A 24,135-nucleotide genomic window follows, 5' to 3' on the forward strand; every position below is an offset into this window, starting at 1 on the left:
ATGGAAACGAACCCGAAAGAGAACACGACGCAGCCCGAGCTGTTCACCGCGAGCGACGTCGCGCGCTTCTGTCAGGTGGACCTCAAGACCATCCACAACTGGGCGGACAAGGGGGAAATCCGCCACTTCCGCACGCCGGGGCGGCACCTGCGCTTCCGGCGGCTGGACGTGCTCGATTTCCTCCGCAAGTACGGCTACCCCATCCCGGAGATCCTGCGGATGGGCAAGCCGAAGGTCGTCGTGGTCGATGACGACCCCGCGGTGCTCGCCGCGCTCCGCAAGACCCTCTCGCGGCGGTTCGACCTGACGACGTTCCAGGACCCGTTCGACGCCCTGGTCGCGGTGGGCAACATCCAGCCCGACGCGCTCATCCTGGACATCATGATGCCGGGGCTGGACGGCGTGCGCTGCCTGGAGCGCCTCCGGTCGATCGACGCGACCTCGCACATCCGCTGTATCGTCTACTCGAACAACGAGGACATGAAGAAGAACGCGACCGAGGCCGGCGCGTACGACTTCATCAAGAAGGGCGAGGCCAGCGAGCTGCGCGACTCGCTCGAGCGGCTCATGGGCCTCGAGCGGAGCTGAGCGCCGCGCGGGCGGCGCCCGCGCGGCGCGGCTCGGCCGCTCACTTGCCCTCGCGGTAGGCGCGGATCGCGTTCACGATGGCGTCCGCCATCTTCTGACGGAAATCGGCGGTGGCGAGGCGGGCCTCGTCCTCCGGGTTCGAGATGAACGCGGTCTCGAACAGCGCGGCCGGCATGTCCGCGCCCGCGAGGACGAAGAAGCCCGCGCCCTTGACGCCCTGGTCCTTCGTGTCGGGGTAGCGGGGCGCGAGCGAGGCGAGCGAGGCCCGCTGGAGGAGCTCGGCGAAGTGGCGCGAGCGCGCCGCCATGTCGCCGACGTTGAGGTTCGAGAGGATCGCCGCGACCTCGCGGCGGGCCTCGGGGTCGTCGGGGCTCGCGTCCTGCCCGTCGCCGACGTCGCGCGCGCTCCTCGCGGCGCGCGCGGCGTTCTCGCGCGCCGCGGTCTGCGACGAGGAGGTCGACTCGGCGTCGTGGGGCGCGGCGAGCGAGAAGGTCTGGACGCCGCGGGCGCGGCCGTTGTCGCTCGCGTTGCAGTGGATCGACACGAACAGGTCGGCGTGGAACGCGTTGGCGCGGGCGGTGCGGAGCTCCAGCGGGACGTAGACGTCGCTGTCGCGCGTGAGGAGCGTCTCGATCTTGAGCTCGCGCGCGAGGAGCGGGGCGACGCGGTGGGCGACGTCGAGCGTGACGTCCTTCTCCTTCAGGCCCGTCGGGCCGACCGCGCCGGTGTCGTTGCCGCCGTGCCCCGGATCGATCGCGACGCGCCGGACCTCCCGCTTGCCGCCCGCCTCGGCCTTGTCGTCGCGCAGCGGCGGGCGGGTGCTCACATCGACGACGATCCGGAACGGCTCGGGCAGGTAGAAGATCCGGCGGTACAGGTCGGCGGCGAGGTCGAGGACGACGCGGGTCCCCTTCGGCTGCGCGCCGACGCGCACCCGACGGAGCGCGCCGCCGACCTCGATCTCGCGCGCGATCCCGCGCGACGTCGCCCCCGCGATGTCCACGAACACGCGGGCGTCCTTGCCGGCGGTCTCGTCCGCCGCGAGCGTGCCGACCTCGAACGTCGTCGGCGCGGAGAGCGCGATCACGACGCGCGCCCCCTTGTCCGAGCCGTACCGCTCGATCGTGGTGATCTTGACCGGGCCCGTCGGCGCCGCGGAGGGCCGGGGCGCGACGACGAGGTCGCGCGCGGCGCCGGCGCCGGTCACCTGCACCGGCGCCGCGGCGCTGGCGGCGCCCGTCGCCGCGGCCGACGCGAGCGCGGCGGCGTCGACGGGCGCCGCGAGCGCGAGCGCGACGCCCTCGACGCGGTGCCCCTCCTGCTCCAGCGCGCGCAGCGCGTCCCCGCTGGGCCGGTACGCGGCCGCCTGGGCCAGCGCGACCGCGATCGCGGAGAGGCACGGCGAGCGCGGGGGCGGGGCGCCGCCGGGCGGCGCGGGCGAGGCGAGGGCCGCGTAGCGCCGCGAGACCAGGTAGAGCTCGCGGTACGCGACCGCCGCGTCGCGGGCGAGCTCGCCGGCGAGCAGCGCGCGGCGCCGCTCGGCCTGGCACGCGCGCTCGACGTTCGCGGGCTCGGGCGAGGCGCGGAAGGCGGTCGCCGCGGCGCTGTAGAGCTCCATCGCCTCGCGCGCGTCGGTGGCCGCCTGGTCGAGGCGGAAGAGCCGGGTGCGCAGATCGCCGGCGAGCTCCGCCAGCGACGCCGCCTGGGCCGTGGCCCCCGCCCGCGACGACGCGATCGCGACGGCGTCCGCGAGGGCGACCGTCTCGGCGCGGGGTGGGAGCTGGGCGCCCGGATCGAGCAGCGCGGCGGCGCGTTGCTCGTCGGAGAGGGCGGCGCGCGGCGCCGGCTGGTCGCCCTCGGCGCCGCAGCCCCAGGCGCACGCCGCCATCGCGAAAAGCGTGATCACGGCGGAGGCCAGGGCGTTACGATGCGGCTGCGCCGCGCTGGTGCGCCGTCGGCCTGCCGGGTGAGCCCCGCGCGCCGCTCGGATGGCGATACGTCCCGGAGGTTTCACGTGCCCGACCTCACGCCCATTTCATCCACAGCCCCTCTTTACGCGGACCGTGCGTCGGGGGAGAGGTTTGCCGACGCGACGAGCATGGTCAACGCGTATCTCGCCCGGTACACGGCGGGGCCTCAAGGCGGGGGAGCGTCTCCCGGCGAGGCGGGCACGAACGCGCTCGATGAGACGGGCTACGCGCAGCTCCAGCACGGGAGCGCGACCATCGGCGTCAACGTGCTCGAGGCCCAGGGCGTCCTGATGGTCTTCTCCCCCATCATGGCCGTCCCGCAGAGCGGGCGCGAGGCCTTCTACCGGCGGCTCCTGGAGCTCAGCTTCATCACGACCTCCGACGCGGCCTTCGCGATCGACAGGGCGCGCAACGAGGTGGTGGTTCGCTGCCTGCGGCGGCTCAGCGCGTTAGATTACGAGGAGTTCGAGGACATCGTCGCGACGGTGAGCCAGGTCGCCGACACCTGGGACGACGCGTTGCTGCGCGAGTTCCGGGGCGGATGAGCCGTCCGTGCCGCCCTCGGGGGCCTGACGGCGCGCGCCGCCTCGGTTGCCCGCGGCCCGTGGCGAACGTGGCGAGGTCGCAAGATTGCGGGGCGACAGACGCGGGTGGTAAGTTCACCCGGCCATGACTGCGGGGGAGCGACAGACGACCGCGGAACCGGACGAACGCTCGCTCTCCGCGGAGGAGGCGGAGCGGATCGCGGCGTCGATCCGGCCCTCGTGGGAGGGCTTCGACGAGCTGACGCACGCCCGGAACGAGGCGGGAGGCGGCGGCCCGACGCCGGCGCTCACCGGGGCCGCCGCGGCGGCCCAGCCGGGAGCCGCGGCGCCCCTGGCCGAAGCGCGGGGAGAGAAGCGCGACTCCGCGGCAGCGGCGATCCCGGCGCAGGCGGGGCCTGCAGCGCAGGCGGGGCCCGCCGCGCAGCCGGCGCCCGCCGCGCAACCGGCGCCCGCAGCGCAGCCGGCGCCCGCAGCGCAACCGACGCCCGCTGCGCAGCCGGCGCCCGCAGCGCAACCGGCAGCGCGCGTGCTCGAAGCGCCGCCGGCCGGCTCGTCCGGCGTATCGGACACGGTGATCGAAGGCGTTCCGACCATCGCTGTCGGCGACCCGCCGGCCGCCCCCGCGCGCGACGCCCCGGCGCGCGACGCGGGCGGGTCGGCTGCTGGCGGTGCGCAGGAGCCGCAGCGGTCAGCGCAGCCGGCCGCGAACGTGCGCGCGACCGGCGGCTCCGCGGAGGCGGACGCCGCGAGCACGCCCGAGGGCGACGGGGCAAAGCGGGGTCCGGCGCCCGCGCCCGCCGGGAAGACGCGCGTGGGGCTCGGCGAGCCCGACGCCGCTGAGGGCGCGCCGTCCACCGAGGCGCCAGCACACGCGGCGCCGGCAGCGTCGTCCTCTCCCCTCCCCGCTGACGGCGCGCCGCCGGTCCTTCCCGCTGACGACGCGCCGCCGGTGCAGTCTTCGCGGGCACGCGCTCGCGCTGCGGCCACGAGCGCCACCTCCGCGTCCGCCGTCCGCACGGAGGATCACGATCCGATCGAGCTGCCCGTCTCCAGCCCGAACAAGACGGCGCTCCGGGTCGGGATCGCGCTGGTAGCCGCGGCCTTCCTGTTCTTCATCGTGCGTGCCCTGAGCGGCCCCGATGGCGGCGAAGCTGGGGTTGCTCCCGGATCCGCCGCGAGCGCACCGGCGGCGGAGTCGCCCCCCGCGGAGCCCGCCGCGGCCCCTGCCGCGAGCGCTGCGCCCGCCTCCACCGCGGTCACCCCCGCGACGAGCGGCGCTCTGCCTGCGCCTGCGCCGAGCGCCTCGGCGCCCGCGAGCCCTCCGGCTGCCGTGACAACGCCGCCGCCGGCCACCCCGGCGCAGGCCGGCGCCGAGAGGCCAGCGCCCCCCGCGACGGCAGCGCCCGAGCCGAAGGCGTCGCCCCCTGCCAAGAAGCCTGCGCCTCCGGCGCCGGCGTCGCGTGGGACGGGCTCGACCGGGGGCAACAAGAGCGGTGGCATCATCCGCGATGCGCCGTTCTGAAGCGCACCTGCGTGCCGCCTCGACGGCGAGGCGAGTTGCTGTCGTCACCTTCCACGGACGCCGACGAGGCGTAGCCCGACCTGAGGAGCCATGAAAATACGCGCCTGCGCCCCTGTCCTCCTGCTCTCGTTCGTCGCTCCTGCGCTGCTCACCGAGGCCGGGCTCACCTCGCTGCCTCTCCGGGAGCCGCTGAGCTTCGCGCAGTCGGCCGATACCGTCACGGAGGTCGCGCGCCAGCGCTACGAGGATGGCGTGAAGGCGTACGACGCCGGCCGCTTCGAGGACGCGCGCACCGCCTTTCTCCAGGTGTACGCGCTCAAGCAGCACCCGGCCGTGCTGCTCAACCTCGGGCAGAGCGAGCTTCGCTCCAACCACCTGGAGGACGCCGGCCGGCACCTCCAGCAGTTCCTGCGCGAGCACACCGCCGCGACGCCGGAGCAGCGCGCCACCGCGGAGCGGGGGATCGCCGAGGTGAAGCGGAGGACGGGCTTCCTCATCGTGATCGCCGACGCGAACGGCGCCGACATCAGCGTCGATGGCACCCTCGTCGGCAAGGCGCCGCTGCTCGATCCCGTGTTCGTGAAGCCCGGCAAGCACACCCTGTTCGCGACCTACCAGGACAAGTCGGCGACGACCCAGGTCGACGCGAAGATCGGCGTGGCCACGCCAGCGACGCTCACGCTGGGGACGACCGGCGCCCCGCCGGCGCCGGCGCCGGCGGCGGCGGCGCCGGGAGCGCCGTCGCCCGGCGCGGCCGCGCCGGGCGTGCAGACGCCGGGCGCGCAGACGCCGGGCGCGCAGACGCCGGGCGCGCAGACGCCGGGCGCGCAGACGCCGGGCACGGCGCCCGCGCAGCAGCCTCCGGCGGCGAGCGGCACGCAGCCGGCGCCCGGCGCGCCGGCGCAGGGCGCGTCGCCGGCGACCTCGTCGGCCTCCGGCGGGTTCAGCGTCTCGACGAGCAACACGATGGGCTCGATGACCCCGGGGCAGGCCTCCGGCGGTCGCGAGCCGTTCTTCGACTGGTACAAGCGCAAGCCGCTCGCCTGGGCTGGGACGGGCGTCGCAGGGGTCGGCCTGGTCATGGGGATCGTCGGCTCGGCGCTGGTCGTCAGCGCGAGCAACGACGCCGAAGACGCCGGGAACCAGATCACCAACTTCGTCCGGCTGAACGAGAGCTCGATCCCTGCCGGCCGCAGGGCTCAGCCCTGCGGGCCCCGCGAGGATCCCTCACGCGATCTCCCCCGCTTCGAGAACGCGTGCCAGACCCTCCGGGACGACCTCGATCGCCGTGAGGGCGCGCTCCCCTGGGCGATCACGGGCTGGGTCCTGTTCGGCGTCGGGGTCGTCGGCACCACGACGTACGCGCTGGTCGACTGGTACCCCGAGAAGCAGCAGCCCGCGGCCGGCGGTCCACGCGTCACCCTGATCGCGCCGTCCGTGGCGCCCGGCCAGGCCACCCTCAGCGTCGCGGGCACGTTCTAGAGCGGCGATCTCAAGATCGTGCGAGAGGTGACTCCTTCGCGACGACGGATCCTCGGCTGGAGGAAGTGCTCCGCTACATCGGCGCGGCTCCGGTGCGAGCGTTGCGACGGGGCCATCTTTCCTAGGGCCTGTGGCGTCGCGCCGCGCGTGCGAGCAACAGCGGCGGCTCGCGCTGCGGACCGCCGCGCGAGCCGTCCACTTCGGTTGACCTGTGTTCGCCGCTAGGTAGCCTCGCCGTCGTGGAGCTGCGATTCGACCTCTGGCATCTGGCTTTCGTGAGCCTCGTCGCGGGCCGGGCTCCGCCAAACTTCGAGGTCCTGTCCGAGGTGCGGCTCACGATCGAGCCTCAGCGCGCGGACCTCTTGCTCCTTCGCCGGGTCGGCGCCGAGCGGAAGGATGACCAGGCGCTCGTGCTGCGCGCGCTCTGGGCGCGGCTCGGGCAGGTGGCGATCGTGGAGTACAAGAGCCCCGTTGAATCGTCGTTCCGGCCCGGCGATCTGGTGCGGCTCGTGACCTATGGCGGACTGTACGAGACGGCCCACCTCGACGAGCTACCGGCGCCAGGGGACCTGACGCTGGTGCTGGTGGTCGCGTCCGTAACGCCGACGCTGCGCGAGGATCTGGCGCGCAAGGGCTGGACTCTGAGCCCGCTCGGCGGAGGGTATGCGCGCGTCGACGGGCCGATGTACGATACGTACCTCGCCATCACGGATGAGGTGACCGAGGCGGAACGCGACGACTACCTGCGGCTCTTCAGCCATCGGCCCGCCCAGCCGGGCGAGGCGGCACGGTGGCTGAAGCAGTGGATGAGGGACACGAGGATGAAGCAGCCGGACATCGAGGAGCTCCCGGGGTACGAGGAGATGTTCCAGAAGCTGGTCGAGGCGATGCCTGTGGAAAAGCGGCTCGCCGGCCTCGCCCCCGAGCAGCGGCTCGCCGGCCTCGCCCCCGAGCAGCGGCTCGCCGGCCTCGCCCCCGAGCAGCGGCTCGCCGGCCTCGCCCCCGAGCAGCGGCTCGCCGGCCTCGCCCCCGAGCAGCGGCTCGCCGGCCTCGCCCCCGAGCAGGTGTTCCTCGCGCTCCCGGTGGAGGTGCTGCGCATGCTCCCCGAGGAGCATCTCCAGTCGCTCCCCGCCGACGTTCAGGAGACGATCAAGAAGCGCCTCCGGGGCACCGCGCATTGACGCGCGGCTCGCGAGAGCAAGGCCCACTGGATGCGCCCTCGAGGACGACGTCGCCTGCTTGATTTCAGTGTGCGATCAGCGGCCCGTAGGATGAGGGATACGAGGATGAAGCAGCCGGACATCGAGGAGCTCCCGGAGTACGAGGAGATGTTCCAGAAGCTGGTCGAGGCGATGCCTTTGGAAAAGCGGCTCGCCGGCCTCACCCTCGAGCAGCGGCTCACCGGCCTCACCCCCGAGCAGGTGATCCTCCTGCTCCCGGTGGAGGTGCTGCGCATGCTCTCCCAGGAGCATCTCCAGTCGCTCCCCGCCGACGTTCAAGAGACGATCAAGAAGCGCCTCCGGGGCACCGCCCAGTGACGCGCGGATCGCGAGAGCAAGGCCCAGTGGATGCGCCCTCGAGGACGACCTCGCCCGCCTGATCTCGGTGCGCGATCAGCGGCCCGGGGAGGGTCGCATGGTCTCGTGGGACCACGGAGGGGCAGCGGACCTGATGAGCATGAGCCAGCGCATCGAGCCATCCATCGGGTCTTCCCGGCGGAGAGCCCAGCCCTGGCGGAGCGCGACCGGTTGAGTCAGGCGCTCCTGCGAGCATGACAGCGGGGTTACGGTGCGTCCGCAGCGCTGGCACGCCGCGTTCTCGATCGGGAGTGGCTTCAAACCGGCGCGGGCTCGACGGGCGCCAGCTCGGCGGGCTTGGCGTCGGCGGGCTTGGCGTCGATGGGCTTCGGCTCGACGGGCGCCGGCTCGTCCGGTGCGGCAGCGCTGCTCCGGCGCTTCGGGCGGAGCCTCCGCAGGGCGTTGCGGAACGAGGTGGCGCTGAAGCGGCGCTTGCCCTCGGGGACGTCCCAGCAGGCGTTGACGCCGGCGGCGCGCGCCTCGTTCCCCAGCAGCGTCGCGTAGGTCACGATGGAGTTGCGGAGCACCATCGCCTCTTCCCGGTTGCGCAGGCCGAGGATGCCGAGCAGGTCGCGGCCGCTCGCCTCGTCGAGCAGGGCCTCCAGCGTGCCGGGGGTGGCCCCAGCGGGCTAGCGGGCCGGCGCGTCAACCCAGCAGGCCGGGGCGCGATGCCAGCAAGCCGGAGGCGCTGCCAGCGTCGCCGAGACGGTCAGGAATCGTGTCAGCAGCGCCGGGGACCCGTACCAGCAGCTCCGGGAGCCGTACCAGCAGCTCCGGGAGCCGTGCCAGCAGCGCCGGGAGCCGTGCCAGCAGCGCCGGGAGCCGTGCCAGCAGCGCCGGGGACCCGTACCAGCAGCTCCGGGAACCGTGCCAGCAGCGCCGGGGAGCCGTACCAGCACGTGCTGGCGCGCGTCCCGGGGTTGCTGGGGAGCCGCCGGGAGGTGCTGGCAGGACACGGCGGTGCGCCGGGAGGTGTGCTCCGACCGTCGGATCTGTGCTGATTGCGTCTGGCTGCGCGCGATCGATGGACGCGTCGCTACGGCACCTCCAGGGGGCGCGCTTCGACAGCGCGCCTCTCTGCGCCGCGACCTCTACCCGCTCGATCGCTGCGCGGCCATCGACGCCTCGCTCGCGCGGCGCGCGGCGAGCACCTGCGGACGCATCGAAGGGAAGAGCCCGCTCAGGACGGCGAGGCGCGCGGGGCGGCGCGGCGTTGCCAGCCTGCCGCCCCCGTTCCCCGAGGTTCACCCATCGCGTATGCTGCGTGCGCTTTGATCGGGGCGCTGTTCAACGACAAATACCGGGTGCTCCGCTTGCTCGGCCAAGGGGGGATGGGCTCGGTCTATGAGGTCGAGCTGGTCGAGACCGGCGAGCGCCTGGCGCTCAAGTGCGTCGAGAGCGAGCTGCTGAGCCGCAGCAAGACCAGCGTCGGGCGCTTCCAGCGCGAGGTGCGGGCGATGGCAGCGCTCGACACGGAGCACATCGTCCGGGTGCGCGACGCAGGGACCGATCCGGCGACCGGGGCGCCCTACATGGCGATGGAGCTCCTGGAAGGGGAAGACCTCCAGCGCCTGCTCAACAGGGTCGGCAAGCTCGAGCCCGACACCGCCCTTCGCATCGCGGCGCAGGTCTGCGTGGGTCTCCAGAAGGCCCATGAGGCGCGCATCGTGCACCGGGACATCAAGCCCGCGAACCTCTTCCTCGCGCGCCGCGGGGAGGGTGAGGTCGTGGTCAAGATCCTCGATTTCGGCATCGCCAAGATCAAGCCGGAGCCGCACCAGGGCGGCCCGACCACGGGCCTCACCCGCACCGGGGGTATCCTCGGCTCGCCGCGCTACATGTCGCCCGAGCAGGCGCGGGGCCTCAGCGACATCGACTACCACACCGACCTCTGGTCGCTGGGCGTGGTCCTCTACCGCGCGCTCTCGGGGAGGATTCCGCACGAGCACGTCGAGGCGTTCGGCGATTTGATCATGGCGATCTGCTCGGTGAGCCCCGAACCGATCCAGTGGACGCTGGACGGCCGCGGCGTCGATGCGCGCCGGCCGTGTCCACGCCACCGCGACGCCGCTGCCCGACCATCGCGTGCTGGTCGCCGGGGGGCTCAGCAATGCCGGCTACGAAGCGAGCGTGGAGCTTTTCGATCCAGCGAGCCGAACCTGGCTCCAGGCCGCTCAGATGCACAGCGCCCGTCACGCTCACACCGCGACGCTGCTGGCGAACGACCAGGTGCTCGTCGCGGGCGGCAACAGCTCCGACGGCCCTCTCGCGAGCGCTGAGCTGTACGACCCGGCGGAGGAAACCTGGCTGCCCGCCGACGCGATGAACCGCGCCCGCGCCTACCACGCTGTGGTCCGGCTCAACAACAACCAGGTGCTGGTCGCGGGGGGTTGGGGGAGCGGCGGCGCGCTCCGCGATGTCGAGCGATACGACCCGGGCACCGATCGATGGACGCCCGGCGGCGCCATGCGGGAGGCCCGCTGGCAGTTCACCGTGACGCGGCTGCCGAAGGGGCAGGTTCTGGCTGTCGGAGGCTGGGGAGACATTGGCGCTCGCAGAGACGCAGAGCTGTACGACCCGAGCACCGACCGCTGGGAACTGCTTCCCGCAGCGATGAGCAACGCCCGCAGCGGCCACAGCACCACGCTTCTGCGGACGGGTCAGGTCCTGATCGCCGGAGGCGGGAGCGGCGATGGCGCTCTTGCCCGGGCAGAGCTCTTCGATCCGGCGACCCTGTCCTTTTCACCCGCGGCACCCATGCGCCATCCACGCACGGGCCATGTGGCCACGGAGCTGCCGGACGGACGGGTGCTGGTCGCTGGCGGTGCCGACGCCAGCGGCCCGCTGGCGAGCGCGGAGCTCTATGACCCGATCGCGAATGTCTGGCACGAGGTCCGCTTGTTGAGGACGCCCCGGAGCAAGCCCGCGCGGCTCCTGCTGGGCGACGGGACGGTGCTCGTGGTCGGCGGCGCCGGTGCGGGCGGGATCCCGCTGGCCACTGCCGAGCTGTTCGAGCTCCTCCCGAATGGCACGCTGTGCCGCCAGGCGACCGACTGCCAGAGCGGCTGCTGCGTCGACGGCGTCTGCTGCAACGACGCCTGCGACGGCGGCCCCTGCGACGTCTGCGCGGTCACCACCGACATCACCCTCATCCCCACCGGCGCCCGGAGCCCGGGCACCTGCGAGCCGGTCGACGATGTCGCCTGCGACGACGGCAACGCCTGCACCCAGGACGACGTTTGCCACGACGGCGTGTGCGTGGCCGGCGGGCCGAAGACCTGCGCCTCGTATGCGTGCGACAAGGCCACCGGACAGTGCCTGACCCTCTGCAACTCGGTCCGCGATTGCATGGACGGCAAGGCCTGCGATCGGACGCATCAATGCGTCGATGCGCCGCCGGACGCGTACCACCACGACACCAGCGGCTGTGCCCTCGCTGCTCCTGGCGCCCCTCCCCCCTCGCGCCGGACGCTCGCGGCGCTCTTCGTGCTCGCCCTCGCCGCCCTCGGTGCCCGGCGCCCGCGCGCTGTGGCGTGAAGGCGCCCGCGATCGCTGGCATGGGAGACCCCGCCACCCCACGCTCCCCCCGTAGCGCCGAGGGGAGGGTCTGCGCGGCGGCCGCGGGTGGGCGCGATCCAGCACCGACCGAGGTGCCATAAGTTCCCTGCTGGCTCCACGTCTCAGGCGCGCCTTGTGTGGCGCGCGACGAAACGTCCCAGGTGGCATGGCCCGAAGGGAGACATGCCGGGCGGTGTCTCCTGCGCGAGCTCCACGCCCCCGTCTTGGCGGATCGCGAGCGCCCACCCGCGGCCGCCGCGCAGACCCTCCCCTCGGCGCGTGCCGCCAGGAAAGCGCCCCAGCGCCGCCCTCACCTCTCCTTCGCCGCCGCCGCGCGCAGCAGATCCCGCATCGTCGACCGCGGTATCTCCGCGAGCCGCGCCGCCGCGCTGACGTTCCCCCCCACCTCCTCGAACGCGCGCAGCGCATCCGCCGGCGTGATCTTCCGCCGCAGCGGCGGCTCACGCTCCGCGAACACGGCCGTGACGTGCTCCGGCAGGATGCGCCCGTTCGCGCGGAGCGCGGCTTGGATGAGCACATTCCGCAGCTCGCGCACGTTCCCCTGCCACCGGTGCGCCCTCAGCGCGGCGAGCGCCCCCGGCGACAGCGGCCGCAGGCCGAGCTCCGAGCTCGCCAAGATGTGCTCCGCCAGCAGCGGGATGTCGTCCGGCCGCTCCCGCAGCGCCGGGAGCTGGATGCGGCACACGGCGAGGCGCTCGTAGAGGTCCCCGCGGAACCGGCGCTCCAGGACGAGCGCCTCGAGCGGCTCGCACGTCGCCACGATGAGCCGCACGTTGATCTTGATCGGCCCCTCCGCGCCCAGCGGACGCACCATCCCCTCCTCCACGACGCGCAGCAGCTTCGCCTGCACCTCCAGCGACAGCGACGCGATCTCGTCGAGGAACAACGTGCCCTGGCTCGCCTCGATGAACGCGCCGCGCCGCTCGCGCAGCGCGCCGGTGAACGCGCCGCGCCGGTGGCCGAACAGCTCGGACTCGGCGAGCTCGTGCGGGATCGTGGCGGCGTTCAGGATCACGAACGGTCGTTCGGCGCGCGCGCTCTCCTGGTGGATCGCCCGGGCGACGAGATCCTTGCCGGTGCCCGACTCGCCCCGGAGGAGCACGGGGAGCTGCAGCGGCGCGACCCGCCGCACCGCCGCGGCGAGCTGCAGCATCGGCCGCGAGCGCCCGACGAGCAGCGGCAGCGGCGGCCCCTCCTCGGTCATGGCCACCTTCCGGGCCGCCTCGATCACCACCGCCGTGCGCCCGACCTCGAAGCAGCCGCCGGGGACGAGCGTCGCTTGCCGCACCCGCACGCCGCCGACGCGCACCCCGTTGCGGGAGTCGAGATCCGTCACCTCGATCGACGTGCCGCGATGCGCGACGCGGCAGTGGCGGGCGCTCATCGCGGCGTCGTCGAGCCTCACGTCCGCGCCCGGGGCGCTGCCCAGCACGAGCTCGGCGCCCGGCGGGACCGCGACGCGGGCCGGAGCCCCCGTCCCCGCCGGGCCGTGCTCGCACCGGAGCCACACCGTCGCGAGCTCCTCGCAGTCGTCGAAGAGCTCGTGCGTGACGTCCCGGAGCGCCGGGGCCTCACCGCCCGGAGCGGCCGGGTCCGGCGGTTCGCAAGGCGCAAGCTCCTTCTGCCGCGGGGAGAATGCCGCCGCCCCCGCGGGGAACGCGGCGATGCCGCCGACGGAGGGGATGGATCTGGAAAGGTGGTCCTCTTGGCTGCGAATCAGGGCGTTGTCCATATTCAGGAGCTCTGTCGTCGCCGCGCGGGCCCGAGTTGCGTCGCGCGCGGTCGTTCGCAGAAAACCGCCGCTCGGGCTCCGCCGACGCCCTCGACGCCGCCGACGCTTCGACGCGCGCCCCTCGCTCCCCTTTGCGCTCGGGACCGCGCTGTTCTAGAGGCCGTCCGTGGAATCGCGTTCGACACGGTGGACCGCGCTGGCGCTCGGCGTCGCGGCGGGGGCCGCCTGGGTGCTCTCGACCAACCAGGGCTTCGCGCAGCCGGCCGAGGCGGCCGATGACGGCGAAGAGCTCGGCCCCGAGGCCGGCGCCAAGCGCCCTGCCGGCCCGGATGAACGGACCGGACACGTCCTGATCCAGGGCCGGCTCGGTTACGCCCAGCCGTTCGGCAGCCTCGCCACCGACCAGCCCGCCAGCAGGGTCGTCTCGGGCGGGCTGGCGTTCGGCGCCCAAGCCGGCATCGGCCTGAGCCGTGTGACCGTCCTGGAGGCGAGCGGCTCCTACGCCCTGCTCCCTGCAGCGACAGGTTGCAGCGACTGCTCCGGCCGGAGCCTCGATCTCGGCCTCGGGTTCGTCTACCACCTCGCCCAGGGCATCGCGTTCGACCCCTGGATCAGCTACGGCGTGGGCTACCGGAGGGCCTCCTTCACGTGGTCTGAAGGCACCTTCGCCCGTCCGGCCGCCTCCGACGCCGTGTTCCACGGGCTCGACGTCGCCCGCATCGCGCTCGGGGGCGACTTCTACCCGGTGCCGAGCTTCGGCTTCGGTCTGTTCGCCGAGCTCGACGCTGGCACCTACCTCTCGCGCCCGGACGGCAGCTCAGGCGCTGCCGCCTACGGATTCTTCCAGGTCGGCGTGCGCCTCGCGCTGGATCCCGTGCCCCGAGGTACACCGAGGCCTGCCGCCGCGGCCGGTACGTCGCGGCGGATCGCCGTCCGAACCGCAGACGCCCCGGATGCCGGCGGGGCCGCGCGCCAGTAAAGCCGCCGGAATCTGGGCGGTCCGCTGGGCTGGACGGGTATAATCAGCGGCGAATGGGCGAGTTTAGGACGAGCAGCCGCACCCGACCCGTCGCGGCTGCCGTGACCGACGTTGGACGCCAGCGAAAGCACAACGAGGACAACGTCCTCGTGAAGTCCGAGCTCGGTCTGTTCGTCGTGGCCGATGGGATGGGCGGACACAACGCGGGCAACGTCGCCAGCGCGCTCGCGACCAAATCGCTCGACAACTTCTTCGAGGCGACCCGCGCCGGCAGCCTCCCCGGCCCCGTCCCCATCGACGAACAGGAGCTCGATCCGGAAGCGCGGCGCGTCGTGGCGGCGATCCGCAAGGCGAACCACGACGTGTTCGTCATCTCGAACACGTACACGCAGCACCAGGGCATGGGCTCGACCGTGGTCGCCGCCTTCGTGTCGACCGAAACGGAGCAGATCCACGTCGGCCACGTGGGCGACAGCCGCTGCTACCGGATCCGCCACGGCGAGATCGAGCAGCTCACGAAGGACCACTCCCTCATCAACGACGCCCTCGCCCTCAAGCCCGACCTGAGCCAGGACGAGCTGGCCAGGCTCCCGAAGAACATCATCACGCGCGCGCTCGGCATGAAGGACGCCGTGAAGGTGGACATCCGCTCGGAGCGCATCCAGCTCGGCGACGTGTTCCTGCTCTGCTCCGACGGCCTGAGCGGGATGGTCTCGGAGCAGCAGATGCTCGACGTCTTCGACATCACGCAGGATCCGCGCGAGGCGTGCGAGCTGCTCATCGCGATGGCCAACGAGGCCGGCGGGACCGACAACATCTCGGCGCTGATCGTCTCCATCCAGCCCGACGCGGCGGACGAGCAGCCCGACGACTTCGAGCTCGAGGACACCCGGCCGCACCGTCTCGACGAGCTCGACGTGGCGCTCCCGCCGGAGCTCGCCGAGACGGAGCCCCCTGCCGCGGCCGAGGAGATCGAGCTCGGCGCGGCGGCGTCGCCGGACGGGGGGAGGATCGTCCCGCAGCCGATCCGCGCGATCGTGGGGAGCGAGCCGCTGGGCCAGGTCCAGAGCGCCTCGGGCACGCTGTCGCGCATGGCCGCCGTGCCGTTCACGGATCGCCGATCCCGCGCGGCCGCGGGCTCCGGCCGCTACGCCGCGGTCGCGGCGGCGGCGCGGCCGCCGCTGAAGGAAGCTCCGTCATCGAAGCCCGCGAGGCGCCCGACCGAGGTGCGGGTCGCGCGCTGCGCGCACTGCCAGCACGAGCTCTTCATCGGCAACCGGTTCTGTGTCGAGTGCGGCGCCCCCATCAACGGGTGAACGCGCGGCGCGCGCCGCCTCGCCGCCCGCGGAAGCTCGCCAGGCCCTGGTGAGCGCGCGCCGCGGGCGCGAGGGCGACGCAGCGCATCACCCGACGGAGAGGAGCTCGACCTCGAAGACGAGCGTCGCGTTGGGCGGGATCACCGGCGGAAAGCCGCGCGCGCCGTAGCCGAGCTCCGGCGGGATCGTCAGCTTGCGGAGCCCGCCGATCTTCATGCCGGCGACCCCGCGATCCCACCCCTTGATCACCTGCCCGGCCCCCAGGGAGAACGAGAAGCCCTGGTTGCGGTCGCGCGAGCTGTCGAACTTGCTGCCGTCGGTCAACGTGCCGACGTAGTGCACGGTCACTTTCTGGCCGGGCTTCGCCTCGGCGCCTGTCCCTACCCGAATGTCCTCGATCCCGAGCTCTGCTTGCATGGTCGACTCCTTCGGGAGCGGATGGGAGGAGCGCAGCGAGGTCGCGTCAAGCCCAAGCCGCACGCGCCGCCTGACCTGGCGGCCTCATGCGCCGCGCGTCGCGCGCGCCCGCGCCGTACGAGCGTCGCCGAGCGGCGGTCCCCCGCACAGGAGACGGGCCCAGATCGGCGTTTTCGGCGCGCAAGCGCACTCCTGTGCGCTGAGCACCGAAAACGTCGAGATGGGCCCGTATCCGAAGCGGGGGACCGCCGCTCAGCCGCCGAAGCCGGGGAAGGGGAACGCGGTGGCGCCCCCCGTGAGGCGCCACGTGTTGGCGGTCTGCTGGACGACGGGCTGCCGCAGCAGCGGGTGCGGGTGCGTTTGCTCGAACGCGAAGAGGATGGTGGCGGGCGTGAGCTGGTCGAGCGACGCGAAGAAGCCGAGCGTGAGCATCGCGCCCCCCTCGGTCCACCGGTACCCCTGCCGGCGGGAGCCCGCGCTCAGCAGGTTGTTCACGCCCGCGACGTCCGCCGCGATCTCGTTCGGCTGGTTGAAGATCGGGAGCGCGCGCGACAGCATCCGCCCGAGATCCGCGGGCGACACGCCCCGGCTGCCCCCCTGCCCGTTCGCGCACCCCGTGTGCCCGAGGTGATGGTGGCCGAGCTCGTGCCCGAGCACGAACGCGAGCTGCTCGTGGTAGAGCTGCCGCTGCCGCTCGACCTTGCGCGCGTCCGTGTGCTGCGCCGGATCGATGAAGCCCGCCGGCGGCCGGATGATCGGCTGCCCGGGCCGCTGCCGCTGCGCGAGCATCCGCAGGAACTCGTCGAGCTTCCTCGTCCCGAAGATCTCGTCCGTCGCCTTGAACTGCGCGATCTGCGCCTGGATCTCGAGCAGCCCGTCGGTGATGGCCATGAAGGGCATGCGCTGATCGTCGCAGCCGGCGAACGCGTTCACCTCGCCCAGCGTCGGGTCGGCGATGAAGGGGATGCCCCTCACCTTGTTCTGCGCGGCCGACGGGAGCGCGCCGATCAGCGCGCCCATCACGACGCCGGCCTCGGACTGGAGCCAGCCGATGTTGATGTCGTTGATGGGATCCCCCAGCACGGGGAGCCCCGGCATCGAGGGGAACGGGAAGGTGGACGGCGCCGGCGCGGGCCCGGCCTGCGGCGGCGGGTAGCCGGGCTGCTGCTGCGGGTAGCCGGGCTGCTGCTGCGGGTAGCCGGGCTGCTGCTGCGGGTAGCCGGGCTGCTGGGGGTAACCCTGCGGGGGCGCGCCGTACGGCGGATAACCCTGGCCATAGGTCGGCTGCGACGCAGGACGCGAGCTGCCCCGCTGACAGCCTGCGACGAGCCCGAGAGCGAGAACCAAGGCGCCGATCGATCGAAGCAGCTTCATCGCGGCGAGCATAGCGCACCGGGCGGGCGCCCACCTGCGCGCCGCCGCGAGCACGATCTCTGCGGGCGGTGAGGAGCGCGACCGCGGCGCCGCGATGAGCCGAAAGCCGGGCGCCAGGCGTCAGGCGCAAGAGGACCGATGAACAGACGCCGAGCTTGGTCTGTCGCAGCCGCGACCGTGTGCGCGACGGTGTGGATGAGCGCCGGGGCGCTCGCAGGCTGCGGGTCCGCGATGCGCCCGGCGGCGGATCCGTCGCCCGTGACGGCGTCGCCGGAGCCGGGCCCGATCGAGACGACCGACGACGCGCTCGCCGAGCTGGAGCGCGCGGAGGACGAGCTCTACCTGGCGCTCGGCGCGCCGCGAGCTCCGAGCGAAGGCGCGGGGGCCCTGTCAGCGGACGCGCCGGGGCAACACGCGCCGGCGCCGCAGCAGCCCGCGGCGGCGCCCCCCGCGGCGGCGCCCCCCGCTCCCCCCGCGGCGGCGCCCCCTGCGCCGCGCGGCGCACCGGACAGCGCCGCCGCGGAGGCGACGCGGTCGACGACCACCGGCGCCGAGGCCCCGGCCAAGAGGCGCGAGGCCGAGCGGGTGTCCGCGCCCCCCTGCGAGACCGCGTGCCGCGCGCTCGCCTCGATGGAGCGCGCCGCGCAGCACCTCTGCGGACTCTCCGGGGATGCCGACCAGCGCTGCGACGCGGCGCGCACCCGCGTGAAGAGCGCGACCGACCGGGTCGAGGCGCAGTGCCCGCGCTGCGCCGACCGTTGATAGGAGCCCGGCGCGCCCGCCGCCGATGACGCCTGACGTCAGCACCTCGGCGCACCCGCCGCCGACGACGTCAGCAGCTCGGCGCGCCCGCCGCCGACGGCGTCAGGGGCCCGGCGCGAGGAGCTGGAACAGCCGCGCGGCCTTGTACATCTCCCCGAGCGAGCCCGCCGCCTTCTCGCTGGCCTTCGCCAGAACGTCGAGCTCCTCCGGACGCACGTCCGCCTGGATCGTCAGCCGGCCCGCTCCCTGATCCACCGAGAGCTGCGCGCGCTTCATCACCTCGGCGAGCGCCGCGCCCGCCTCCGGGCCGACGAGCGCGTTCAGCGCCTGCGCGTCGGCGCGCTTCTCCTCCAGGAGCTTCCGGAGCTCCTCGGCGGCGTTCGGCGACGCGGCGTCGATCGCCACCTTCGCGGAGATCCCGCCCTTCGTCGCGACGCCGAACGTCACGGCGCGCGGGCCGGTGGAGCCGACGAGGATCGCGCGGAGGCTCGGCTTCTCCTGGGCGAGCAGCGCGACGCCCAGCAGGGGGCGATCCCACCCGAGCTGCTCGAGCCGCGAGGTGACCTCGTCGCGGCTCGCCAGCGACGTCTCGGCCTCCTCGGCGTCGATGCTCGCCCGGATCTCGGGCTCGGGGCCGTACAGCAGGATCGACCCGTCGCGCACGGCGATCGCGTCCTCGCCGGCGCGGACCAGGAACTTCACGCCCTTGTGCTCCGCCGCGACGTAGCTGCGCTCCGCGAGGCGCTCCGCGAGCTTCTGCTCGTTGAAGCGCCCGCGGGCGACCACCAGCGACGAGGAGAACGCCAGCTTGTCGACGTCGAAGCTGAGATCGATGCCCGTCGCCTTCTTGATGTCGTCGCGGGTGCGCTCGAGGTGCTGTCGCACCGCACCCCCCTCCCCGCCGAGCACCTTCAGATCGAGCTGGTGCGGGTCGACGATCACCACGCCGGTGGCGCTGCCTTGGACATACTCGAGCAGCGACTCGTCCTTCGGGAACGTCGCGGCGCGGAGGTGCGCCCAGCCGTAGCCGAGGAGCCCGGTCTGCGCGGCGAGAAAAACGGAGAGCACGAGGGCGAGGAGCACGATGTACTTCGCCTTGCCTCGCTTCTTCGGAACCTTGGCGGCCGGGGTCGGCTTCGACGCGCTCTCGGTGCTCATCTGTACTCGCTGCGCCCTCTCTGGAAAGTCACACGCCGGCGGTCCTGCGGAGCCGTGCGCGCTGATGCGTGCGGCGCGTCGATCCGGAGCGCGCCGACGCAGAGCATAACCGGAACATAACCGGAAGAGGAACGCCGGCCAGGCCTTCCGCCAAGGCCGCCGGACGGATAGAACCGACGCGACGTGGCTGGATCCCCGACCTCCGACAGCGATCACGGCGCGCTCGGGCAGACGAGCGGCGACGCCGCGTTGCCCGTCGCCCTCGGGCGCTACCGCGTGCTGCGCCTCCTCGGCGAGGGCGCGATGGGGCGCGTGCTGCTCGCGCACGATCCGGTGCTCGATCGCGACGTCGCGCTGAAGCACCTGCGGGACGACCTCCGCATCCCGCGCGACGTCCGCGAGCAGCTCATCGTGAGGATGCGCCACGAGGCGCGCGCCGCGGCGCGCGTGACCCACCCGAACCTCGTCACGCTCCACGACGTGGGCGAAGATCCGGGCTTCGGGCTCTACCTCGTGTTCGAGTACGTCGAGGGGCCGACGCTGAAGCAGCAGCTCCTCGAGCGCCCGCTCTCGGCGGCGGAGGCGGCCCGCCTCGCGCGCGAGCTCGGCGAGGCGCTCACGATCGCGCACCGCGCGGGCATCGTTCACCGCGACGTCAAGCCGGAGAACATCATCCTCTCGAGCAAGGGCGGCAAGATCGCCGACTTCGGCATCGCCCGGATCCCGGACTCGACGCTGACGCACCAGGGCGGGCTCATGGGGACGCCCGCGTACAGCGCGCCCGAGACGTTCCGCGTCGGCAAGTTCTCGCCCGAGAGCGATCAGTTCTCGCTCGCCGCGGTCATGTATGAGGCGATCTCGGGCCAGCGCGCGTTCCCGGGCGACGACGCGGTCTCCGTCGCGTCGAAGATCGCGAGCGACGAGCCGCCGCCGCTCTCGCGGGAGCTCGGCGTGCCGCCGTCGCTCGACCAGGTGCTCGCGCGCGGGCTGTCGAAGCGGCCGGAGCACCGGTACCCGAGCTGCGAGGCGTTCGGCGCCGCGTTCGCCGACAGCCTCGAGTGGGCCGCCTCGAGCCAGCTGCCGCGGCGCACGTTCGAGTCGTCCGTCGCCGCCGCGGCGGCGCTGCCGGCGGACTCGGGCGCGCCGCGCGTCGAGGCGAGCGACGACGACTTCCCCCCGCCCGAGCGCAAGACCGGGCAGATCCTCCTCGGCGCGGCCGTGGTCGTGGCGACGGCCATGCTGCTCGTCCGCACCGCGATGCGCTCCACGGCGGCGCCCGACGAGCTGCCCGCCCCCGGCGCGGCGCCGACCGCGTCGTCCGCGCCCGCGTCGCCCCGGCCGCGCGTCGGCCCGCCGGCGCGGCCCGCGCGGCCGAGGCCCGAGCCCGGCGACAACGCGCCGCGCGCGGCGGGCAGCGCGGACACCAGCGCGAGCCCGGCGAGCAGCACCCCGAGCCGGCCCGCGTCGGTCGCCGGCGCCGAGGCCGAGACGGAGACCGAGACCGAGGCCGAGACCGAGCAGGCCCACGACGCGGGCGCGCCGGAGGCAACCGATCCCGGCGCGCCGGACGCGGGAGCGCCCGATGCTGCTGCGCGTTGAACCGACGAGAGCGCGGATGCGTTGTCACGCGGGAAAAACTCCCGTAAAGGACCCCGGGTAAGCGGCGTCGCTGTCCGGAACGGTCGACGTCAAGCGCCTCGCCTGGGCCCTCACGGGCACGGGCAGGTCGCCCGCAAACGCCGACCGCCGCGCTGGCGACTGTCTGGATTGCAGTCCTGCCCCCTGAGATCTCCGCGATGACTACACCGACCAACAGCGACGACGATCTGCATCTGTCGCTCTACCGAAACATGGCCCAGATTCGACGCTTCGAGGAGGAAGCGGCGCGCGCGTATTCGCAGGGCAAGATCGGTGGGTTCCTTCACCTCTACATCGGTCAGGAGCCCATCGCCGTCGGCGCTTGCGCGGCGCTTCGTCCCGACGACTACGTGATGACGACCTACCGTGATCACGGCCTCGCGCTCGCCCGCGGGATGACCGCGCGCGCCGCGATGGCCGAGCTCTACGGCAAGGTCACCGGGTGCTCGAAGGGGCTCGGCGGCTCGATGCACTTCTTCGACAAAGAGCACAACATGCTCGGCGGCTACGGCATCGTCGGCGGCCACATCCCCATCGCCGTCGGGACGGCGTTCGCCTCGAAGTACCGCGGCGAGGATCGGGTCTCGATGGTGTTCTTCGGCGAGGGCGCCGTGAGCATCGGCGACTTCCACGAGGGCATGTCGCTCGCCGCGCTCTGGAAGCTGCCGATCGTGTTCGTCTGCGAGAACAACGAGTACGCGATGGGGACGCCGCTCTCCCGCACGCTCTCGGTCGAGGACGTGTCGCAGAAGGCGCTCGCCTACGGCATGGAGCGCGACCGCTTCAACGCCGAGCACGTCCTCCAGGTGCGCGACCGCCTCGGCGAGGCGATCGCGCGGGCGCGCACGCAGTCGGAGCCGACGCTCGTCGAGATCAGGACGTACCGCTTCCGGGGCCACTCGATGAGCGATCCCGGCAAGTACCGGACGAAGGAGGAGCTCGAGGAGCGCAAGAAGAAGGACGTGCTCCTGCGCTCGCGCCTGGAGCTCGAGGAGAAGGGGCACGGCCAGAAGCTCGACGCGATCGACAAAGAGGTGGAAGAGGAGATCGCCGACGCGATCCGCTTCGCCGAGGAGAGTCCGGAACCCGGGCCCGAGGTGCTCGAGCCCACAACCTATGCAGGGCCTTTTGCGCGATGACCGTCCTAAAGTTCCGTGAGGCGGTTCGCGCCGCCATGGTCGAGGAGATGGAGCGCGACGAGCGGGTGTACCTCGTCGGCGAGGAGGTCGGGCACTACCAGGGCGCCTACAAGGTGACCGAGGGCATGCTCGACAAGTTCGGCCCGAAGCGCGTCATCGACGCGCCGATCACCGAGAGCGGGTTCACCGGCATCTCGATCGGCGCCGCGATGGTCGGGCTGCGGCCGATCGTCGAGTACATGACGTGGAACTTCTCCGCGGTCGCGTTCGATCAGATCCTCAACAACGCGGCGAAGCTGCGGCAGATGTCCGGCGGGCAGCTCAGCATCCCGCTCGTGCTGCGGGCGCCGAACGGCTCCGCGCGCCAGGTCGGCTCGCAGCACTCGCACTCGATGGAGCACTTCTACGCCCACGTCCCCGGCCTCAAGGTGCTCGCGCCCGCGACGCCGGCGGACGCGAAGGGCCTCCTGAAGTCGGCGATCCGGGACGACAACCCGGTGCTCTTCATGGAGAGCGAGACGCTCTACGGCGTGCAGGGCGAGGTGCCCGACGATCCGGACTTCATCGTGCCCCTCGGGGTCGCCTCGGTCCCGCGCGAGGGCACGGACGTCACGATCATCGCCTGGAGCCGGATGGTGCACGTCGCGCTCGACGCCGCGGCCAAGCTCGAGAAGGACGGCATCAGCGCGGAGGTCGTGGACCTGCGCTCGCTGCGCCCGCTCGACGAGGAGACGATCGTGAAGAGCGTGACCAAGACGCACCGCGCGGTCGTGGCCCACGAGGGCTGGCCGTACGGCGGCGTCGGGGCCGAGGTCGCCGACCGCATCCAGCGGCTCGCGTTCGACGAGCTGGACGCGCCGGTGCTGCGCGCGACCACGCTCGACGTGCCGATGCCGTACAACGCTCGGCTGGAGCAGTACGTGATCCCGCAGGCGGCGCGGATCATCGAAAACGTTCACCGCGTTCTCTACAAGAGCTGACAGAGCGGACGCACGTCCCCGATCAAGGTTGATAGACCCATGGCGAAGGTTCTGGAACTGCCGAAGCTGTCCCCGACCATGGAGGAGGGGCAGATCAGTGCGTGGCACAAGAAGGAAGGCGAGAAGATCGACATCGACGATCTGCTCGCCGAGGTCGAGACCGACAAGGCGACCATGGAGTACCGCTCCTTCGATCGAGGGACGCTGCTCAAGATCCTCGTGCCCGCCGGAAGCGTGGTGAAGCTCGGCCAGCCCGTCGCCGTCATCGGCGCCCCGGGCGAGGACATCAGCGGCGTCGTCGGCGGAGCCGGCGGCGGCGCGCCGGCGCCCGCGGGCGCCGGAGCGGCGCCGCAGGAGAAGCCTCAGGAGAAGAAGGAGCCGGCGCCGCAGCAGGCCGCCGGCGGCGAGGCGCCGGTGACGGACGCGCCTCAGGCGACGCGCGGCGACGCGGTCTCGCCGCCCACGCAGCCGGCGGCGCCGCAGCCCTCGTCCGGCGGCCGCGTGAAGGCGTCGCCGTACGTGCGCAAGCTCGGCCGCGAGCGCGGGCTCGACCTCAGCAACGTCGCGGGCTCCGGCCCGGGCGGGCGCATCGTCGCGCGCGATCTCGAGGGCCTCAAGCCGGCGCCGGCCGCGGCGGCGCCCGCGGCGCGCGCCGCCGGCGCGCTCGCCGAGCCGGAGGTGCGGCCGCTCAGCATGATGCGCAAGGCGATCGCCCGGCGCCTCACCGAGTCGAAGCAGACGGTCCCGCACTTCTACCTCTCGATCGACGTCGACGCCGATCCGCTGAACGCGCTGCGCGAGCAGATCAACGCGGATCTCGCGGCGACCGCGGCCGAGGGGGAGAAGCCGCCCAAGGTCAGCTTCAACGATCTCCTCGTCAAGGCGTGCGCGATCGCGCTCCAGCGGGTGCCGGAGTGCAACGCGCAGTTCACCGCCGACGCGATCCTCCTGCACCGACGCGTCGACATCTCGGTGGCGGTCGCCGTCCCCGAGGGCCTCGTGACGCCGGTGGTGCGCGACGCGGATCGCAAGCAGGTGCTCGAGATCGCCGCCGAGGTGCGCGAGCTCGCGGGGCGCGCCAAGGCGAAGAAGCTGCGGCCGGAGGAGATGGCGAACGGGACCTTCTCGATCTCGAACCTCGGGATGTTCGGGATCGACGACTTCGCCGCTGTCATCAACCCGCCCGAGGGCGCGATCCTCGCGGTCGGCCAGGTGCGCCGCGAGCCCGTGGTCCGCGGCGAGCAGATCGTGCCGGGCCGGCGCTTGGGCATGACGCTCTCCTGCGATCACCGCGTCGTCGACGGCGCGGTCGGCGCGAGCTTCCTCAAGGTGCTGCGCCAGCTCCTCGAGCACCCGACGCAGATCCTGCTCGGCTGA

Annotated in this window: 20 protein-coding genes and 2 pseudogenes; 16 read left to right on the forward strand and 6 right to left on the reverse strand. The window is 73.0% G+C overall.

Annotation, left to right across the window (positions count from 1 at the left end):
• Entirely contained in the window at positions 1-588 is a 588-nt protein-coding gene (locus WMF43_RS22380; RefSeq protein ID WP_437683162.1) for a response regulator, read from the forward strand.
• Between the two features lie 40 nt (positions 589-628).
• Here the strand turns inward: WMF43_RS22380 and WMF43_RS22385 are convergent, their stop codons facing one another.
• Positions 629-2,494 carry an N-acetylmuramoyl-L-alanine amidase gene (locus WMF43_RS22385; protein WP_437683163.1) on the reverse strand — a complete coding sequence of 622 codons (1,866 nt, stop codon included), beginning with the start codon at positions 2,492-2,494 and terminating at the stop codon, positions 629-631.
• Positions 2,495-2,686: 192 nt separating this feature from the next.
• On the opposite strand from WMF43_RS22385, the gene WMF43_RS22390 reads away from it, so the two are divergent.
• The 5 genes from WMF43_RS22390 (at position 2,687) to WMF43_RS22410 (ending at position 7,645) form a co-directional block, all read left to right on the forward strand.
• Entirely contained in the window at positions 2,687-3,103 is a 417-nt protein-coding gene (locus WMF43_RS22390; RefSeq protein WP_437683164.1) for a YbjN domain-containing protein, read from the forward strand.
• 124 nt (positions 3,104-3,227) lie between these two features.
• Entirely contained in the window at positions 3,228-4,625 is a 1,398-nt protein-coding gene (locus WMF43_RS22395) for a hypothetical protein (protein ID WP_437683165.1), read from the forward strand.
• Positions 4,626-4,715: 90 nt separating this feature from the next.
• Complete coding sequence (locus WMF43_RS22400) at positions 4,716-6,107, forward strand: hypothetical protein (RefSeq protein WP_437683166.1); 1,392 nt, start codon at positions 4,716-4,718, stop codon at positions 6,105-6,107.
• Between the two features lie 239 nt (positions 6,108-6,346).
• Positions 6,347-7,288 (forward strand): hypothetical protein, encoded by a 942-nt coding sequence (locus tag WMF43_RS22405; RefSeq protein ID WP_437683167.1) that lies wholly within the window; start codon positions 6,347-6,349, stop codon positions 7,286-7,288.
• A 105-nt stretch (positions 7,289-7,393) separates the two neighbouring features.
• Entirely contained in the window at positions 7,394-7,645 is a 252-nt protein-coding gene (locus WMF43_RS22410; protein ID WP_437683168.1) for a hypothetical protein, read from the forward strand.
• A gap of 296 nt (positions 7,646-7,941) precedes the next feature.
• Here WMF43_RS22410 and WMF43_RS22415 read toward each other — a convergent pair whose 3' ends face one another.
• Positions 7,942-8,214: a hypothetical protein gene (locus WMF43_RS22415; RefSeq protein WP_437683169.1), complete on the reverse strand. Its 273-nt coding sequence runs from the start codon at positions 8,212-8,214 to the stop codon at positions 7,942-7,944.
• A 774-nt stretch (positions 8,215-8,988) separates the two neighbouring features.
• On the opposite strand from WMF43_RS22415, the pseudogene WMF43_RS22420 reads away from it, so the two are divergent.
• The 3 genes and pseudogenes from WMF43_RS22420 to WMF43_RS22430 form a co-directional block, all read left to right on the forward strand.
• Positions 8,989-9,627 (forward strand): annotated as a pseudogene (locus tag WMF43_RS22420) (serine/threonine-protein kinase); the annotation flags it as partial.
• Positions 9,628-9,718: 91 nt separating this feature from the next.
• A pseudogene (locus tag WMF43_RS22425) lies at positions 9,719-9,838 on the forward strand (kelch repeat-containing protein); the annotation flags it as partial.
• A gap of 24 nt (positions 9,839-9,862) precedes the next feature.
• Positions 9,863-11,221 carry a Kelch repeat-containing protein gene (locus WMF43_RS22430; RefSeq protein ID WP_437684058.1) on the forward strand — a complete coding sequence of 453 codons (1,359 nt, stop codon included), beginning with the start codon at positions 9,863-9,865 and terminating at the stop codon, positions 11,219-11,221.
• Between the two features lie 331 nt (positions 11,222-11,552).
• Here WMF43_RS22430 and WMF43_RS22435 read toward each other — a convergent pair whose 3' ends face one another.
• Positions 11,553-12,995, reverse strand: coding sequence for a sigma 54-interacting transcriptional regulator (locus WMF43_RS22435; protein ID WP_437683170.1), 1,443 nt, complete (start codon positions 12,993-12,995; stop codon positions 11,553-11,555).
• A 166-nt stretch (positions 12,996-13,161) separates the two neighbouring features.
• On the opposite strand from WMF43_RS22435, the gene WMF43_RS22440 reads away from it, so the two are divergent.
• A complete protein-coding gene (locus tag WMF43_RS22440; RefSeq protein ID WP_437683171.1) occupies positions 13,162-13,974 on the forward strand; it encodes a hypothetical protein in 813 nt (270 codons plus the stop codon).
• A gap of 101 nt (positions 13,975-14,075) precedes the next feature.
• Complete coding sequence (locus WMF43_RS22445; RefSeq protein WP_437683172.1) at positions 14,076-15,290, forward strand: Stp1/IreP family PP2C-type Ser/Thr phosphatase; 1,215 nt, start codon at positions 14,076-14,078, stop codon at positions 15,288-15,290.
• Between the two features lie 87 nt (positions 15,291-15,377).
• On the opposite strand, the gene WMF43_RS22450 is transcribed toward WMF43_RS22445, so the two are convergent.
• Together WMF43_RS22450 and WMF43_RS22455 are read right to left on the reverse strand one after the other, a co-directional pair.
• Positions 15,378-15,707, reverse strand: coding sequence for an FKBP-type peptidyl-prolyl cis-trans isomerase (locus WMF43_RS22450; RefSeq protein WP_437683173.1), 330 nt, complete (start codon positions 15,705-15,707; stop codon positions 15,378-15,380).
• Between the two features lie 252 nt (positions 15,708-15,959).
• Positions 15,960-17,081, reverse strand: coding sequence for a M48 family metalloprotease (locus WMF43_RS22455; RefSeq protein WP_437683174.1), 1,122 nt, complete (start codon positions 17,079-17,081; stop codon positions 15,960-15,962).
• A gap of 138 nt (positions 17,082-17,219) precedes the next feature.
• On the opposite strand from WMF43_RS22455, the gene WMF43_RS22460 reads away from it, so the two are divergent.
• Positions 17,220-17,843, forward strand: coding sequence for a hypothetical protein (locus tag WMF43_RS22460; protein WP_437683175.1), 624 nt, complete (start codon positions 17,220-17,222; stop codon positions 17,841-17,843).
• Between the two features lie 102 nt (positions 17,844-17,945).
• Here WMF43_RS22460 and WMF43_RS22465 read toward each other — a convergent pair whose 3' ends face one another.
• Complete coding sequence (locus tag WMF43_RS22465; RefSeq protein WP_437683176.1) at positions 17,946-19,001, reverse strand: hypothetical protein; 1,056 nt, start codon at positions 18,999-19,001, stop codon at positions 17,946-17,948.
• A gap of 183 nt (positions 19,002-19,184) precedes the next feature.
• Here WMF43_RS22465 and WMF43_RS22470 point away from each other — a divergent pair, with 183 nt between their 5' ends.
• The 4 genes from WMF43_RS22470 (at position 19,185) to WMF43_RS22485 (ending at position 24,135) form a co-directional block, all read left to right on the forward strand.
• A complete protein-coding gene (locus WMF43_RS22470) occupies positions 19,185-20,600 on the forward strand; it encodes a serine/threonine-protein kinase (RefSeq protein ID WP_437683177.1) in 1,416 nt (471 codons plus the stop codon).
• A 197-nt stretch (positions 20,601-20,797) separates the two neighbouring features.
• Positions 20,798-21,778, forward strand: coding sequence for a pyruvate dehydrogenase (acetyl-transferring) E1 component subunit alpha (gene pdhA, locus WMF43_RS22475; RefSeq protein WP_437683178.1), 981 nt, complete (start codon positions 20,798-20,800; stop codon positions 21,776-21,778).
• A complete protein-coding gene (locus WMF43_RS22480) occupies positions 21,775-22,758 on the forward strand; it encodes a pyruvate dehydrogenase complex E1 component subunit beta (protein ID WP_437683179.1) in 984 nt (327 codons plus the stop codon). Before pdhA ends, WMF43_RS22480 begins: the two co-directional genes overlap by 4 nt.
• A gap of 39 nt (positions 22,759-22,797) precedes the next feature.
• Positions 22,798-24,135, forward strand: a complete 1,338-nt coding sequence (locus WMF43_RS22485) for a pyruvate dehydrogenase complex dihydrolipoamide acetyltransferase (RefSeq protein WP_437683180.1) — start codon at positions 22,798-22,800, stop codon at positions 24,133-24,135.

It is taken from the genome of Sorangium sp. So ce131, assembly GCF_051519095.1.
Classification (GTDB): Bacteria; Myxococcota_A; Polyangia; order Polyangiales; family Polyangiaceae; genus Sorangium.

What these genes read in the sequence shown, in the direction of transcription:
- WMF43_RS22485 (WP_437683180.1), top strand. Translation starts at nt 22,798, where the DNA reads ATGGCGAAGGTTCTGGAACTGCCGAAGCTGTCCCCGACCATGGAGGAG.
- WMF43_RS22480 (WP_437683179.1), top strand. Translation starts at nt 21,775, where the DNA reads ATGACCGTCCTAAAGTTCCGTGAGGCGGTTCGCGCCGCCATGGTCGAG.
- WMF43_RS22460 (WP_437683175.1), top strand. Translation starts at nt 17,220, where the DNA reads ATGAACAGACGCCGAGCTTGGTCTGTCGCAGCCGCGACCGTGTGCGCG.
- WMF43_RS22450 (WP_437683173.1), bottom strand. Translation starts at nt 15,707, where the DNA reads ATGCAAGCAGAGCTCGGGATCGAGGACATTCGGGTAGGGACAGGCGCC.
- WMF43_RS22455 (WP_437683174.1), bottom strand. Translation starts at nt 17,081, where the DNA reads ATGAAGCTGCTTCGATCGATCGGCGCCTTGGTTCTCGCTCTCGGGCTC.
- WMF43_RS22410 (WP_437683168.1), top strand. Translation starts at nt 7,394, where the DNA reads ATGAAGCAGCCGGACATCGAGGAGCTCCCGGAGTACGAGGAGATGTTC.
- WMF43_RS22435 (WP_437683170.1), bottom strand. Translation starts at nt 12,995, where the DNA reads ATGGACAACGCCCTGATTCGCAGCCAAGAGGACCACCTTTCCAGATCC.
- WMF43_RS22390 (WP_437683164.1), top strand. Translation starts at nt 2,687, where the DNA reads ATGGTCAACGCGTATCTCGCCCGGTACACGGCGGGGCCTCAAGGCGGG.
- WMF43_RS22465 (WP_437683176.1), bottom strand. Translation starts at nt 19,001, where the DNA reads ATGAGCACCGAGAGCGCGTCGAAGCCGACCCCGGCCGCCAAGGTTCCG.
- WMF43_RS22380 (WP_437683162.1), top strand. Translation starts at nt 1, where the DNA reads ATGGAAACGAACCCGAAAGAGAACACGACGCAGCCCGAGCTGTTCACC.
- pdhA (WP_437683178.1), top strand. Translation starts at nt 20,798, where the DNA reads ATGACTACACCGACCAACAGCGACGACGATCTGCATCTGTCGCTCTAC.
- WMF43_RS22430 (WP_437684058.1), top strand. Translation starts at nt 9,863, where the DNA reads ATGCACAGCGCCCGTCACGCTCACACCGCGACGCTGCTGGCGAACGAC.
- WMF43_RS22395 (WP_437683165.1), top strand. Translation starts at nt 3,228, where the DNA reads ATGACTGCGGGGGAGCGACAGACGACCGCGGAACCGGACGAACGCTCG.
- WMF43_RS22415 (WP_437683169.1), bottom strand. Translation starts at nt 8,214, where the DNA reads ATGGTGCTCCGCAACTCCATCGTGACCTACGCGACGCTGCTGGGGAAC.
- WMF43_RS22400 (WP_437683166.1), top strand. Translation starts at nt 4,716, where the DNA reads ATGAAAATACGCGCCTGCGCCCCTGTCCTCCTGCTCTCGTTCGTCGCT.